We start from the raw sequence: 16024 nt of genomic DNA on the forward strand, positions 1-16024 counted from the left end.
GTTTTTAATTAGTCTAAATAAATATATATTTGCCGAAGAAATATCTTTTGATAAGATAATAGATTTTTAACGGTAGATATAATGAAGATGCATAGGAATTTAGACGGAATCAAATTTTTTAGAATTATCATAAGTGTCACGCTTTCCATCGTTTTTTGGACTATATCAACAAAAGCCCAAAGTACTGGGAATATCTCTGGTCAAGTGAAAACGGCCAATAATCAGCCCGTGGAATATGCTTCAGTGGCTTTAAAACATACTGATGAGAAAATTTATAAAGGTGTACTTACCGATTCACTTGGACGTTTCTCCTTTGCTAAAGTGCCTCATGGGAAATATAAAATCGTAATTTCTAGTATGGGGCACCAAAACCATACCATACCCAATTTCGAGCTCAATGCGGTAAATGCTCAAATTACTTTTTCTAATATCCAATTAAAAGACGATGCGCAACAGTTAAGTGCGGTAGTAGTAAGCGGGCAGAAAAAGGTAATTGAGCAGAGCATGGATAAGATGACTTTAAATGTAGAAAATAGCATTTTGGCCGAAGGAAATACTGCTTTGGAATTGTTGGAACGTGCTCCAGGAGTGAAAATTGATAGTGATGGTAAAATATCACTTAAAGGTAGAACCGGGGTAAATGTAATGATGAATGGCAAGATGACCTACTTAAGTGCTACGGAACTTGCCACCTTGTTAAAAGCCACCAATTCTTCTTCTATTTCTAAAATAGAGATCATGAACAATCCTTCTTCCAAATATGATGCTGCGGGTAATGCCGGCATCATCAATATTGTGATGAAGAAAGGCTTGGCAGGAGGTTTAAATGGATCGGTAAATTTTAATGGCGGAGCTGGTCGTAACGCAAGATATGGCAGTGGCTTTAACCTTAACTATCGCACTTCAAAAATCAATTTCTATGGAAATTATAATTACGCTTATCGTGGAGAAACCGAATATTTGGACTTTATCAGACGTTTTTCAGATGTCCAGCCTAGCTTATCAAGAACTTCAACCCAACGTACAGAAACCAATGAACCTTTGAACACGCATAACTTCCGAGCAGGGATTGATTATGAGATTGATAGCAATAACACCATTGGTTTATTGGTAAATGGTAACCTGGGAAAATACATTCACGATAGCCAAACCAGTAATTTGATGCGAAATCAGCAAGGAGCTTTATTAAGCTACATGCTCACCAAAAACTATGATAGGCAAAGCTGGCAGAGTCTTACCTATAACCTCAATTACCAACATCGCTTTGCAAAAAAAGGAAGGGAGCTTTCGGCTGATTTAGATTTTGCGCCGAACCGTTTTAGTTCAAACTTAAATTTAGATACCTATACGAAACCTAATAGCACTTTACCTGATGGGGAAATGGCCAGAAGGATTGGGACAGTTCCCGCTAAAACAGATGTTTTTGTAGCCAAAACAGATTATACGGATGTAATCAATGATGCGGTTAAATGGGAGGCAGGAGCTAAAAGTTCTTTTATTCAGGCGGATAATAACTTGGTATATCATCAGTTTTTAAATGGAAATTGGGAGTACGATGCTACCTCAAGCAATCATTTTAAATACAAGGAACAAATTCACGCTGGTTATTTGAACGTAATGGCCAGGTTGGGTAAAACCTCTTTACAAGCTGGACTTCGCGGCGAGTATACCCATACCAAAGGCAATCAAATTACTACCCGACAGGTGTTCGTTAGAGATTATTTTCAATTGTTCCCTAGTGTAGCACTGGGGCAGGAGTTAAACGCTAATAACCAATTACAGCTTTCTTACAGCCGGAGGGTTGAAAGACCAAATTATGGTGCCTTAAATCCATTCCGAATGTTTAGGGATCCATCTTTGTATTACGAAGGAAACCCCTATTTAAAACCGGAGGTTACACAAAATGTGGTATTTGGTCATGTGTATAAAAACAAATTTACGACCTCTATGAATTATAGTCGCACTACGGATGTGATTACTTGGGTAACAGGGCAGAACGATGCCACTAACACTACCTTCGAACAGCCCAGAAATCTTTCAAGATTGATCAATTATGGGTTTAGCTTCACTGCACAAATAGACTATTTCAAATGGTGGTCGGGAACCAGTTTTGCCAATGTATTCCGCAATGAATACGATTTGGAAGAAGGAAAGAACAAACAGACTAGCTTTAGTGCAAATACTCAAAACTCCTTTAAAATTGTGAAAGGTTTTGGGGCAGAGCTGAATGCTTTCTATAACTCCAAATCGGTGTACGGAATCATCTCGGAACGATCATACTGGGCAATTTCAGCGGCTTTCCAAAAGAGTGTGTTGAACGATAAGGGAAGTATTAAGTTAGCTATCAATGATATTTTTCAGACCAACAATTTCCGAAATGATACCCGCTATCAGAATATCAATATGTACAGTAGGATATGGATTGATAGCAGAAGAGCTATTCTTTCCTTTACTTATCGCTTCGGAAAGCAATTCGAGAACCGAGAACGTAAAACAGGAAGTGAAGATATTCAGAATAGGATAAAGTAAGTAGTAGCTTACCCGTCATTTCGACCTTAGGAGAATTGAAAATCTACGTAGTAAAATCTAACGAGTAGTTTATAGGGTGCTAGATTTCTCCTCGTTCCTCGTTCGAAATGACGGGAACGGGTTATAGTAGTGCGGTTAAACTGAATGACGGCAAGGAGTTATCCCTACCAACCAAATTCACTTAAAGCTTTTTGGTAATTATCCTTATCAAAACTATAAAGAATTGGTGCTTTATGTGCACCACCTTTTCGTTCCTTATCCAGTCTTTTTAAAATATTATAGCGCATAATTCTACGATAGAAGTTGCCTCTATTCAGCTTGTAGCCTAATATCGCTTCGTATAAATTCTGAAGCTCAGGCATGGTAAATTCTTCTGGAAGCAAGTTGTATCCAATCGGCTTATATCTGATCTGTTCCCTTAAGGTAGCCAAAGCATTTTCAATAATATTCTTATGGTCCATTACCATTTCTGGCAACTCATCAATAGGCATCCATCTGCAATCTTCTGAAGAAGCATCAACTATAGGGGTTACAATTTTATGATCTACCAATGCATAATAACCAATGGTAACAAATCGTTGTTTATGCCATAAATCATCATCATACTCCTTAAAATATCCTTCAGAACGATTAAGATTTCCAAACACGTTAAAAGTATTCAGGAAAATCTTGTCCGCACCACTTCGCTCTTTTAAAATTCTTTTTGCAGCGTCATCAAGAGCTTCTTCTTTCAGGACATAACCACCAGGAAGTATCCAATTGTTGGCATTGTCCTTTAACTTCAACAAAAGCACGTTCAATCGCTTTTGGTCAAAGCCAAAAACCACGCAATCGATCGATAAATGCGGTAATGCCGTTTTCCAATGTCTCTTGCTCGACTCAATTACTTCTTTTATCTGCATCCTGTCAATGTAATATTTTTTAGTGATTTAAAGCAAATTATTTGCTTTTCTAAAACAAACCAAGTATCATTGCTTCATAATGAAGCAATAAGAATTTCGATCGACTAACCAAATACGCCGATTCCCATTCCTTTTCTTACTTCATAAAATTTTAAGAAATACCAAATCATTAAATTGTGATGAACACATTAAAGAAAATCCTACTATCGCTTTTGGCGATGTACTGTGTGCCCGCATTTGCACAAAACGTTCTCAAGAAAGATTCCATTACTGTAAAGAAAATTGTAGAGAAGAAGGAAGAGGAAAACAGGAATGTCATGTTAAATGCCGCCAACAATAGTGGGCCTAGAGAAGTGAATGTTGGTTTGCCAAGCAGTGTAGGGGGTACAACCATTCTAGAAAATGACCTGCCTGTAGTTTATTATTTTTGGCCAGAGCTACCTAACCGAACTTGGAGAAGTAGTGTAAGTTTGAGTAAAACAGGTTTGCTGGGTTTAAAAGAAACCAGTATCACCACTGCCGATTTTGGCTTTGCCGTAAATTCTTATACCAAGTTGGGTACGGAGAAAACGGAAATTACAGGAAACTTAGCAGGTAGCCACTTCGGTTGGTTAAAAGGAGACCTGAATGTTTCTGGGCCACTTTCCAAAGACAAATCATGGAGCTACTCTGCAGGGATTTTCCAAAATTATGATCCACAATCTTTTGATGTTGGCTTTACCAACTATTCAGATAAAACGCAAATCTATAGAGCAGGAATTACCAAGAGATTTAAAAATGGTAAAGGCGAAATCAGTATCCTTTATAAGTATGCCAAATCTTTGGTTTTAACTAACTATGCTGCTTTTAGATACCAAGAAGGAGGAAGTATTAGCGAATTGGATAATTTTAGGGTAGGTAGAGATTCTTATATCCTTCGTGAAGGAAAAGTGAGGGTTTTAAATGCGCTGAATGGCGAGTACTACAACCTTGATATGGGCAATGATTTGAATACCAGATCGCACAATATCGATTTGTTGGGAAGTTACCAATTGGGCAACGATTGGAAGTTTAAATACACTTTGCGTTTCCACAAGAGTTTTAACACTACACAGTTAATTGTGCCAACTTCGTCTAAAGTAGCTTCGGTTACCGATGGCTTTACCTACATGGATGGAACGCCTTATTTGGGTACCGTTCAATCGGTTTTAGCTTTTACTTCGCCCGACACAGAGCTGAACAGCTTTCAATCGAGATTTGAAGTATTGAAAAATAAGAATAACCACAAGTGGAGATTTGGTTTAACAGAAGCTTATTTTGATGAAGGACAGTTTGCCTTTAACCAAACTTTCTACTATCAAGAAGTGGCTGCGCAACCACGACAGTTGACTAACTACAATGCCCTTACTTCATCATTTGCCAAAACAGATCAATATGGTTATTACAATTACAACGTAGGTGCCAACTATCACAGCGGGATAGAAAATAAAATTACCGCTTATGCTACCGACGATTGGCAAGTGAACGATAAGTTTAAATTAAGCTACGGCTTAAACTTCCGTTATCACAAAATGAAAGGGAATTACTCTTTGGATCCTCGTGGCGTAGGCTATACCATTGTAGGAAAAACCTTAACGCCGTTCGACCATAACTGGTTCCACATTGGTGCCTCGGTGAACGCAGTTTATAACTTGGGTAAAAACTTTGGGGTGATTGCTGATTTGATTTATACCGAGAAGAACGGAAACTTGGAAGACTATTCGGCGGCTTATACCCCAAACTTTGCAAAAACAAAAAGTCCTTACGCCAGTGCGGGAGTATTCTTCAACCATCCTAAAATCAGTATCGTTTCGGCTTTAACCTATTTGACCAGGAATAACTATCAAACCCGCTTAAACCTAGTTAACCCTTCAAACGTTACGCAAAACCAATTGACACCAGTTTTCTATGATATTCAAACTAAAGGATGGACCACAGATATTGTGGCTAAACCAGTAAGGAATTTCAGCTTGCACTACTTGCTAACCATTCAAGATCCAGTGTACAAAAACTACAACTTTAGCGCGTTTGGAAACAACTATAGCTACAATGGAAAAAGTGTATTGCAAATCTCTAAAGTGTTAATGGAAATTGACCCTAGCTACACTACTACCAATCAAAAATTCAGAGCTTGGGCTAGCTTACGTTATTTCAGTAAGCAATATGCCAACTTAACCAATGCCTTGTTCTTTAAAGGATGGTGGGAAACTTTCGCGGGTGTAAACTATCAATTCAATAAGTCTGTTGGAGGTGGTTTAACCGTGGTGAATCCGTTAAACCAACGTGGAGCTAAGGGCACTATTAACGGTACTGAGTTAGCTACTGATGCAAGTCCTTATTACGGACAATTATTAACCAGTTCATACATCAGACCTTTTACAGTAGAGGCCTCTGTGAATTTCAAATTTTAAGTAATAACTTGTTATGAATAAAAGATATAGATATTTTGCTTTGGCTGCATTTTTAATGACGGCACAAGGTTTAAGTGCACAACAGAACTATTCATTAGTTGAAAACAAAAAGGGTGCTACCCTAGGTTACTCTCCACAATCAGGTGTAAAGATTTTAACCATTGGCGGATTGAAATTTAAAGATCTTAACAAAAACGGAAAGCTAGACAAGTACGAAGATTGGAGATTGAGTGCAGAGGAAAGAGCAAAGGATTTGGTGAAACAAATGTCGGTAGAGCAAATTGCAGGTTTGATGCTGTACAGTATCCATCAATCAATTCCTGGAGCCGAAACGGGCATTAGGGCTGGAATGTATAATGGTAAAACTTTTGCAAAAAGTGGAGCAAAAGCTTACGATTTGACCGATCAGCAGAAGGCATTTTTAAAGAACGATAACCTGCGCCATGTGTTGATCACTACCGTTTCATCTCCCAAAGATGCGGCACTATGGAACAACAATGCGCAGGCATTTGTAGAGGGATTGGGTTTGGGTATTCCAGCAAACAACAGTACCGATCCAAGACACACGGCTAAAGCGACTACGGAATTTAATGAAGGCGCTGGCGGTCAAATTTCGCTATGGCCTGACGGTTTGGCCATGGCAGCAACTTTCGATCCTAATATTGTACAACAGTTTGGTGAAATTGCAGCTAAAGAATACAGGGCTTTGGGTATTGCCACAGCGCTATCTCCACAAATTGATTTGGGTACAGAACCGCGTTGGTATCGCATCAACATGACTTTTGGCGAAAGCAGCAAGCTAACTACAGATATGGCAAGAGCTTACATCGATGGGTTCCAAACTTCAACAGGTAAAGCTGAAATTAAGAATGGTTGGGGATATAATAGCGTAAATGCAATGGTGAAACATTGGCCAAGCGGTGGACCAGAAGAAGGTGGGCGTGATGGGCACTGGGCCATGGGTAAATTCGCTGTTTATCCAGGGAATAACTTCCAAGAGCACGTAAACCCATTTGTGAATGGTGCTTTTAAACTGAAAGGTAAAACGGGGGCAGCTTCAGCAGTAATGCCTTACTATACCATTTCTCATGGTAAGGACACAGTGGCCAACGGTTTTAGCAAATATATCATTACCGATTTGTTGAGAGAGAAATACAAATACGACGGAGTAGTATGTACCGATTGGTTGATTACTGGCGACGAAGGTAAAACACCAGGTGATTTTGCAGGTAAACCTTGGGGAGTAGAAAAATTGTCTATCGCGGAAAGACACTACCAAGTTTTATTGGCAGGTGTAGATCAATTTGGAGGAAATAATGTGATAGCCCCGTTACTGGAAGCTTATCAAATGGGCGTAAAGCAGTTTGGCGAAAAAGCCTTTAGGGCACGGTTTGAAGCTTCTGGGATTCGTTTGTTAAAGAATATTTTCCGTGTAGGCTTATTCGAAAACCCTTATTTAAATGCGGATGAAAGTCAGGCAACGGTTGGTCAACCAGCGTTTATGAAAGCGGGTTACGAAGCACAGGTGAAGTCGGTGGTATTATTGAAAAACCATCAGTCGGTGCTCCCTGTTCAGGTGAAGAAAACAGTATATGTGCCCAAAATTTACACGCCGGCAGCCAAAGATTGGTGGGGTAACTATCAACAAGCAAAATTTGAATATCCGATAGATACCAATGTGCTGAAGAAATATTATCAGCTTACTGCTGATCCAGCAAAAGCAGATTTTGCAATTGTCTTTGTTAGCAGTCCGCAAAGTGCAGATGGGGGGTATAGTGCTGCCGATCGTAAACAAGGGAACAATGGCTATGTACCCATTAGCTTGCAATATGGAGCTTATACTGCAGTAGATGCGAGAGAAAAAAGTATCGCAGCGGGTGACCCGGTGGTAGACCCAACCATCAAAGATCGTTCATTTAAAAATAAGTCAACTGTAGCTAGTAATACGATGGATTTGCAAACTATTTTGGACACGAAAGAAATGATGAAAGGCAAACCTGTAATTGTATCGGTTTCTGCTAGTAAGCCAATGATTTTTAATGAATTTGAAGCTGTTGCTGATGGAATTGTACTAAACTTTGGTGTTTCCTCTCAGGCAGTTTTAGATATCATTTCTGGTAAGGCGGAACCTTCCGGATTATTGCCGGTACAAATGCCCGCTAACATGAAAACCGTAGAACTGCAAAAAGAAGATGTACCGTTTGATATGGAATGTCATAAAGATGCGGATGGAAATGTTTACGATTTTGGCTTCGGCTTAAATTGGAAAGGTGTCATTAAAGATGCAAGAATAGAACGATATAAAAAGAACTAATTGCCCGACAACCACCGTTCCGTCTGGTCATTAAAAATTTTCATCATACTCATTCCGAATTTTAGGGGCAACCTAAAAAAGTCCACTTTATTTAGAGTGGACTTTTTTTAAAGAACATGCGTTTAAATGAAGTGTTTTGCGGATGTTTGCGGTATTGTGGTAATTTATTATTATCATTGAAGTAAATTGTTAGAATACCATGCTTAAAAAACTACTTCTCCTTTTATTTGTTTTTGCTTCTTTACAAGCAAGCGCACAAATCAATAATGGTCCAAAAATACAACGTGAATTTAGGGCGGCCTGGGTAGCCAGCGTAGCTAATATCAATTGGCCAAGTAAACCAGGTCTAACTACTCAGCAGCAACAGGATGAAGCCATCGCTTTGTTGGATATGTTGCAGAAGAATAATTTCAATGCCGTAATTTTTCAAATCAGGCCACAGGCAGATGCTTTTTATAAAAGTGATATAGAGCCTTGGTCATACTATCTTACCGGGGTGCAGGGACAGGCCCCAAATCCTTATTATGATCCTCTGGAGTTTTGGGTGAAAGCTGCCCATGAACGTGGTATGGAACTTCACGTTTGGTTAAATCCTTATCGTGCACACCATACTGCTGGAGGACCAGTGAGTGATTTGTCTGTAGTGAAAAAACACCCTGATTTGGTGGTGAAGTTAAAACAAGGCTATTGGTGGTTTGATCCTTCAAAGAAAGGAACACAAGATTTAGCTTCCTCCGTAGTTAAAGATATTGTGAAACGTTATGATATTGATGGCGTACATTTTGACGATTACTTTTATCCATATGCCGAATACAATGGCGGAGCAGATTTTCCTGATGACGACAGCTATGCAGCTTATCAAAAAAACGGTGGTAAATTGTCCAGAGGAGATTGGCGTAGGGACCAGGTAAACAAGTTTGTAAAGCGTATCTATAAAGAGATTAAAGCAGAGAAGAAGTTCGTGAAATTCGGTATCAGCCCGTTTGGTATTTGGCGTCCTGGTTATCCGGAATCCATTAGAGGAATGGATCAATACGATAAATTATATGCGGATGCTAAACTTTGGCTAAACAAAGGTTGGATAGATTATTTTATGCCGCAATTGTATTGGCAAATCAATAACGTTCCTTTGAGTTTTCCGGTATTATTGAATTGGTGGGAAAGTGAAAACACTAAAGGAAGACACTTGTGGCCAGGTTTAAATAGCGGCATTGGTGGTGGTGAAAAAAACAGCGACGAGATCATCAATCAGATCATGATTGCCCGAGGAATTGTTTCTAAATCACCAGGCGTTGCACATTGGAGTATTGGGGCCTTAACCAAGCATGAAAGCCTGCGTAATGACTTGTTGGCCGGACCTTATAAAGAAGAGGCTTTAGTGCCAGAATCGCCTTGGCTAAGTAAAAAAGCTCCTCAAGCTCCAACCACAGTTCACGAAGATAGAGGCAATGATCTTTACTTAAAGTGGGCGGTAAAAAATGAAAAGGAAGTATTTAAATATGTGGTTTATACACAATATGGTGATAAATGGACTTACAGAACGTTGAATGCGAAGAGCAGTTTCTTTCAAGTGCCAAAACAAATGGAAGTAAATCCTAAAACCAAAGCAGTAGCTGGTTTGAAAGCAATTAAGGTAACTGCCGTGGGTAGAACCGGAAATGAAAGTGATGGCGAAATCATCACTTTATAAGAGCCTATAGGAGACTTTATAAACTTGCGATTTTTCAAAACTTCGCAAGTTTTTTGTTTATAGACTTTTCGTTAAGGGTTTCTCACTTGCCCATCGCCAGTAACCAGCCACTTGTAGCTGGTCAATTCTTCTAAAGCCATTGGTCCACGGGCATGGAGCTTTTGAGTGCTGATCCCAATTTCTGCGCCTAATCCAAATTGGCCCCCATCTGTAAATGCAGTAGAAACATTGGCGTAAACCGCTGCGGCATCTACCTGATTTAAAAATAAGGCTATATTTTCGGCATCCTCACTAATAATTGCTTCACTATGCTTTGAACTATAGGTTGCAATATGATCTAAGGCTTCATTTATATCGTTTACGACTTTAACAGCCAATTTCAATGATAAAAATTCGGTACCGAAATGTTCTGGTTGCGCTGGGTGCAATAGCGATTCTGGATAACTTTCTTTTAACGCTTTGTAGCTTGTTTCATCGGCATAAAGCTCTACTTCTTTTTGAGCCAAAGGCGATAGAAGTTGGGAAATGTCCTTAGTGCGTTCTTGATGGATCAATACGCAATCCAATGCATTACAAACACTTACCCTACGGGTTTTTGCATTGGCAATAATTAGCTGCCCTTTCTCTAAGTTGGCCGATGCATCAAAAAAGGTGTGTACAATCCCTGCTCCGGTTTCAATCACGGGAATTTTGCTGTTTTCACGAACGTAATTAATCAGCGATTGGCTTCCTCTTGGAATCAGTACATCTACATCGTTTACAGCATTTAACAGTGCTTCGGCCGCACTTCTGTCAGCAGGCAATAAAGTCAATACATTGGGATTGATTTGATGTTTTGCTAAAACCTCTTGTATGACCTTGCAAATTGCGGCGTTAGAATACTCCGCATCGCTGCCACCTTTTAGTACGGCTACATTTCCAGTTTTGAAGCATAAGGCAAAAACATCTACGGTAACATTGGGGCGTGCTTCGTAAATGACACCAACTACACCAAGTGGCACCCTTACTTTTTTGATGTTGAGGTTATTGGGCAATGTTTTTTCATGGATTAAGTCGCCCAATGGACTATTCAATGAAGCTACATTTTTCACATCGCCCGCAATATCCTTAATGCGTTGCCCCGTAAGTTTTAGACGGTCATATTTAGGGTCGCTTTCGGGCATGCGATTCAAGTCCTTTTGGTTTTCAGCTAAAATAAATTCGCTTTGTGCCACTAGCGCCTCTGCCAGTTTATTCAATAAAAGGTTAATGGTTTCCTTATTGAGCGAAACCATGGTTCTGGTAGCCTGTTTTGCGTTTTCAAAATATTGTTTCATCTTTAGGTTTCTGGTTGGTTTGTTGTTTAGTTTTTTAGAAACCAAGTCTTTACTCCTTGCTCCTTATTCTTTGCTCCCTGCTACTAGCCACTAATTCCTAGTCACTAGTCACTAACCCCTTATATCGCTGCATAAAAATAGTCGTAATGTACCAAGGGCTTTTGGTTCTTTTGGCCAATTCGTTCACGTGCTTTATCTGAGCCGTACTTGGCAATGCCCAGGCCTATTAATTTTTCATTCTCATCAATAACCTTGATGATGTCGCCTTTTTTAAAATCAGCTTTAACGGCGATAATTCCAACTGGAAGTAGGCTGGTTGCCTTACCAGAAGTAAGAACTGTTTTGGCACCATCATTTAATTGTACCACTCCAGTAGCAGCGGTTTCGGCATGTGCAATCCATTTTTTCTGCCCTGATTTGATCTTGTCAGCCACAAAATGAGTGTGCACCACATTGCCGTCTAATAATGAAGTAAGAATATGGTCGGTTTTACCATTGCTAATGTGCACATTGATGCCAAGCTTAGCTACTTTTTGGGCAATGGTAGATTTGGTAATCATTCCGCCTCTGCCAAACTGCGATTTCCCAGTGCTTACAAAACTGCTAAAATCAGTTGCTGTTCCCGTATTTATCTTTTCAATCACCTTGCTATGTGCTAGCTTAGGGTCGCCCGTATAAATACCGTCTACGTTGGATAAGATGAAAAGCGCATCGGCATTCATCATGGAGGCGATAAGTCCGGCTAGCTCATCGTTATCGGTAAACATCAGCTCTGTTACCGAAACCACGTCGTTTTCATTCACTACTGGGATTACCCCGTTTTGTAGTAAAATTTGCATGCAGTTTTTCATGTTCAGGTAATGTACCCTATCCCTAAAATCTTCTTTGGTCACCAACACTTGGGCACAAGTCATTTCGTGCGCTCCAAAAAAATCTGAATAGGTATTGATCAGCTTTACCTGCCCAATGGCTGCCAACAGCTGTCTGGTTGCCACAGCATCCTGTTTTTCCGATACTTTGATTAAGCTTCTGCCTGAAGCTACGGCACCAGATGAAACGAGAATCACTTCAATGCCCTTTTGCTTAATTTGGGCAATCTGTTCTACCAGATGTTTAATGCGAGCGGTGTCGGGTAATCCATTGGCTTGGGTAATTACATTTGAACCTATTTTGACAACTACTTTTTGGTAAGGTAAGGGCATGATTGAAAATAAAAAGGCTAATCTACCAAATAAGTAGTATTTTTTTAGTCGATTGTGTGTTTAATTGAAAAATTAATAAAAACGGTCGCATAGTTTTGCTATGTGACCGTTGTAAATCATCTAAATGTGATATTATTTTTCGATCAAGAAACTGCTTTTTGGTTGACGCACTTTTTTCAATCCAACTAACCAATCGTTTTCTGTGTCGCGATAGCCCAAAGGTAACACGGTTACACTTTTTAGGCCTTGCTCATTTAATTTTAGAACCTCGTCATATTTTGCGTTGTCAAAACCTTCCATTGGCGTGGCATCAACTTTTAACAAAGCCGCTTCAGCAATAGCAGTTCCAAAAGAGATGTAGGCCTGACGAGCAGCGTGCTCAAAATTCACTTGAGCTTCTCTAGGTAAATACATGCTTTTTAGGCGCGCTACGTAATCCGCAGTTGCTTCGGCGGGTAGGCCCCTTTCACTATTCATTAGGTTGAATGCTTCGTCGATGCGTTCTTCTGTATAGTTGTCCCAAGCGGCAAAAACCAATACGTGTGACGCATCAACAATTTGTGATTGGTCGAAAGAATGAGTACGTAAGGTTTGTTTCAATTCAGGGTCAGTAACTACAATTACCTTAAAAGGTTGCAGTCCAGATGAAGAAGGCGCTAAGCGTGCTGCTTCTAGAATTTGATCTACTTTTTCTTGGGGAACGGCTTGTCCGTTCATTTTTTTAGTGGCATAACGCCAGTTTAATGCTTCAATTAAGCTCATTTTTTTAGCGATTGATATTTTTAATAAATCCTTGTATGGCATCCAAAAGAATTTGCTGTTGCATTTCATCTGGAGCGGCGGTTAGGTTCACCATATTGATGGAAGTTAATCCATGGAGGATTGACCAAAGCGTGTGGAATTTAAGGAATCTGCGCTGCTCATCCGTTTCTTTCATCAAGCTACTGATGACCTCAATAAGAATACAGCTAAAGTTTCCAATCTCGGTAATCTCTCTTGCTTTTTGGCAATTGGGGATGCCGAGTCCGAACATCATCCTGTAATAGGCAGCATTACTGAACGCAAACTCAAAATAGCTTAGTGCCATCTGGGTAAGCTGTTCCTCAGGGCTGGTATATTTTTCTTTGGTGCTTTGCATGGCCATTGCGAGCATCAAAAAGCCCTGTTTCACAAATTCTCCCTGAATAGCATCCTTACTCTCAAAATGGTTGTACACCACTGGCAAGCTGTATCCTATTGCATCAGCTATTTTTCTGATGGATACCGCCTGCCAGCCTTCCTGTAGCACAATTTGTTCTGTGGCTTTAAGAATGGCATTCTTGGTCAGTTCTTTTTGCTTCTGTCTATCCGTTTTAACTAACATTTAATTAGGTTAACACTGTTAGCAAAAGTAAAAGTTAACACTGTTAGCTAAAAGACCTTTCATTGTTTTTGACTAAAAAATGATAGAAGTAAATCTCACTTTATGAAAACAATTTGCTCAAAATACGGGTTGTTTTCTATGCAAGCATAGTTTTTAAATGCCTGTATATAAATGTCGAAGCTTTTTATTTAAAATGAACGGTTATGAAAAAAGTAGTATTGTTGGCTGTGTTAATGGTGTCGGCTGCCGTGGCCGCTTTGGCACAGGAGGGTAGGGGGTTCTATATTAAACCTGCTGGAAGTTATTTTATTAAAGTTACGCCTGTGGAGTTTCCCAACGTGGGCGAGTTACAGCCGAGGGATAGGGTGTTTAATATTAATCCTTTAACGGGAGCACAAACTTTGGTTTCCGAAGAAGCCATCACAGGCTCTTTTGGGCAAGGCTGGAGAGCAGGCTTAACAGGAGGATTTAGGTTTAGTCCGGTAGTTGCTTTTGAAATGGGTGTTAATTATTTCCAAAGCGAGAGAAATACCATGGCACGCCAAACGGGATATAATGCCAATAATGGAAATGTATTGCTGTCTGTTCACTCTAGCGGACAGGTGAAAGCATTGGATTTAACGCCAACCTTGGTTTTTCATGTGCCTACCAGTAAAAACTTCAGGCCTTATTTGAAAATTGGGGCGGTTGTGCCGGTATATGGTTATTTGGAAATTAAAACAAATGTTAATGATCAAACGGGAACCATTGCCAGCGAAATTAATCCGGCTTTAAGAGCTGTTGAGCTTACCAGGGAAGAGCGGATTAAGCCGAGGCCGACTATTGGATTTTTGGGTGCAGCAGGATTTAGCGTGCCTATTGGTAAAAATATCAGTTTCTTTAGTGAAGTCGAGTATCGTAACGTATCCGTAAGTAGTAAGGAAAAAGAGGTTCGCAAGTTTGAAGGAACGGGTACAACCCTTGTGGGGACCAAGGTGCCAATTACCATGAATGATCTGCCTACCGCGCAACGTTATACTGATTATCATAAAAAAATAGATCAAAATTCTAACGTACCAGGAAATGCCAATTATGACCCTAACAAAAGAGGAGATGACTTAAGGTCGTACATTAACATTGGTGGCTTGGGGATGAATGTAGGACTTAAAATTGGATTTTAAACGATTGTCACATTGAGCTTATATTGTCAGACTGAGCTTGTCGAAATGTTAGACTTCGACAAGCTCAGTCTGACAAAGTTTTTTCTAAGCAGGAATTTTTTCTACCAAAATCTCATGACCTGTTTGGTCAAAATAAGTACAGGTCATTTTTTCTAAATCCATAATCCATTTTTCGATGCCAGTTTCGGCACAGTCTTTACAAAAAGTATAGTAATCTGTGCCTCCTTGTTGGTGTATTTTCAGCTGACTGATAAATTTGTCTTTATCAGTCGTTTTCGAAATGGAAAGATTTTCATATTGAGGTGCTGAAGAAGTTTGAAAGGCATTGGCACCAAAATATTCGGTATGGCTATCTTTTACCCAAGTTTCGAAACTTAAAACACCCATTGCCTTAATTTCTTGAATATACTTTGGGAAATCGGCGCCCGATTTTACTTTGTCGTGTGCCTGTTCAATTGCCGCTACGGTAAACATTCTTAATGCTTTAATTTAGACTTGAATAATTTTTCTAATTTATCCATTTTTGGCAAAATGACAATCCTACAATACGGCTGCTCGCCATTTCTGAGGAAATAATCTTGATGGTAGTTTTCTGCAACATAAAAGGTTTGGGCTTTCTCCAGCGTAGTCACTACAGGTTTGCCAAATGCATTTTCTTTATTCAGCAAAGCTTTGTACTTCTCTGCAGTTGCTTTTTGCTGTTCGTTATGGTAAAAAATCACCGAACGATATTGCGTGCCAACATCAGCTCCTTGTCTGTTTAAAGTGGTAGGGTCGTGTAGTTTCCAAAATACTTCCAGTAGTTCATCAAAGGAAATTTTTTTAGGGTCAAACTCAAGTTCAATCACCTCTGCATGATTGGTTGTTCCGCTACAAACTTCATCGTAGGTTGGATTGGGAATGTTACCTCCTTCATAACCTGATTTTACATTGTACACGCCATTCAGTCGTTGGAAAACAGCTTCGGTACACCAAAAACATCCCATGCCAAAAGTTGCTTTTTCTAATTTTGGTTTTTGCGCATCAGCACCAAGTATCGAAAAGAGGATTAAAGAAGTCATCATTACAGTTTTCATTTTTTGAAATTCTTAATATGTAATTATACGTAAAAGCTGGCGC

12 protein-coding genes are annotated in these 16024 nt (G+C 39.6%); 5 read left to right on the top strand and 7 right to left on the bottom strand.

The features are described 5' to 3' along the window. Positions 1-81: 81 nt before the first annotated feature. Complete coding sequence (locus tag ABDV71_RS04665) at positions 82-2529, top strand: outer membrane beta-barrel protein (RefSeq protein WP_343531260.1); 2448 nt, start codon at positions 82-84, stop codon at positions 2527-2529. A 164-nt stretch (positions 2530-2693) separates the two neighbouring features. On the opposite strand, the gene ABDV71_RS04670 is transcribed toward ABDV71_RS04665, so the two are convergent. Then, entirely contained in the window at positions 2694-3431 is a 738-nt protein-coding gene (locus tag ABDV71_RS04670) for an NUDIX domain-containing protein (protein WP_343531261.1), read from the bottom strand. A gap of 179 nt (positions 3432-3610) precedes the next feature. Here ABDV71_RS04670 and ABDV71_RS04675 point away from each other — a divergent pair, with 179 nt between their 5' ends. The 3 genes from ABDV71_RS04675 to ABDV71_RS04685 all read left to right on the top strand — a co-directional run bounded on the left by ABDV71_RS04675 (position 3611) and on the right by ABDV71_RS04685 (position 9864). Then, positions 3611-5860, top strand: a complete 2250-nt coding sequence (locus ABDV71_RS04675) for a hypothetical protein (protein ID WP_343531262.1) — start codon at positions 3611-3613, stop codon at positions 5858-5860. A gap of 13 nt (positions 5861-5873) precedes the next feature. Beyond that, positions 5874-8174, top strand: a complete 2301-nt coding sequence (locus ABDV71_RS04680; protein ID WP_343531263.1) for a glycoside hydrolase family 3 N-terminal domain-containing protein — start codon at positions 5874-5876, stop codon at positions 8172-8174. Between the two features lie 199 nt (positions 8175-8373). Beyond that, a complete protein-coding gene (locus ABDV71_RS04685; protein WP_343531264.1) occupies positions 8374-9864 on the top strand; it encodes a family 10 glycosylhydrolase in 1491 nt (496 codons plus the stop codon). Positions 9865-9935: 71 nt separating this feature from the next. On the opposite strand, the gene ABDV71_RS04690 is transcribed toward ABDV71_RS04685, so the two are convergent. The 4 genes from ABDV71_RS04690 to ABDV71_RS04705 form a co-directional block, all read right to left on the bottom strand. Further along, positions 9936-11180 (bottom strand): glutamate-5-semialdehyde dehydrogenase, encoded by a 1245-nt coding sequence (locus tag ABDV71_RS04690; RefSeq protein WP_343531265.1) that lies wholly within the window; start codon positions 11178-11180, stop codon positions 9936-9938. 119 nt (positions 11181-11299) lie between these two features. After that, the gene (gene proB, locus ABDV71_RS04695; protein WP_343531266.1) at positions 11300-12382 is read right to left on the bottom strand and encodes a glutamate 5-kinase; all 1083 of its coding nucleotides are present in this window, start codon (positions 12380-12382) and stop codon (positions 11300-11302) included. A gap of 132 nt (positions 12383-12514) precedes the next feature. Beyond that, positions 12515-13144 carry an NAD(P)H-dependent oxidoreductase gene (locus ABDV71_RS04700; RefSeq protein WP_343531267.1) on the bottom strand — a complete coding sequence of 210 codons (630 nt, stop codon included), beginning with the start codon at positions 13142-13144 and terminating at the stop codon, positions 12515-12517. Between the two features lie 4 nt (positions 13145-13148). Beyond that, positions 13149-13745, bottom strand: coding sequence for a TetR/AcrR family transcriptional regulator (locus tag ABDV71_RS04705; protein ID WP_343531268.1), 597 nt, complete (start codon positions 13743-13745; stop codon positions 13149-13151). A gap of 203 nt (positions 13746-13948) precedes the next feature. Here ABDV71_RS04705 and ABDV71_RS04710 point away from each other — a divergent pair, with 203 nt between their 5' ends. Next, positions 13949-14905, top strand: coding sequence for an outer membrane beta-barrel protein (locus tag ABDV71_RS04710; protein ID WP_343531269.1), 957 nt, complete (start codon positions 13949-13951; stop codon positions 14903-14905). Between the two features lie 84 nt (positions 14906-14989). Here the strand turns inward: ABDV71_RS04710 and ABDV71_RS04715 are convergent, their stop codons facing one another. Then, positions 14990-15379, bottom strand: coding sequence for a DUF1398 family protein (locus ABDV71_RS04715; RefSeq protein ID WP_343531270.1), 390 nt, complete (start codon positions 15377-15379; stop codon positions 14990-14992). Positions 15380-15381: 2 nt separating this feature from the next. After that, positions 15382-15981 (bottom strand): peptide-methionine (S)-S-oxide reductase MsrA, encoded by a 600-nt coding sequence (gene msrA, locus ABDV71_RS04720; protein ID WP_343531271.1) that lies wholly within the window; start codon positions 15979-15981, stop codon positions 15382-15384. Positions 15982-16024: the final 43 nt, after the last annotated feature.

Source organism: Pedobacter sp. (genome assembly GCF_039594775.1).
Lineage (GTDB): Bacteria > Bacteroidota > Bacteroidia > Sphingobacteriales > Sphingobacteriaceae > Pedobacter.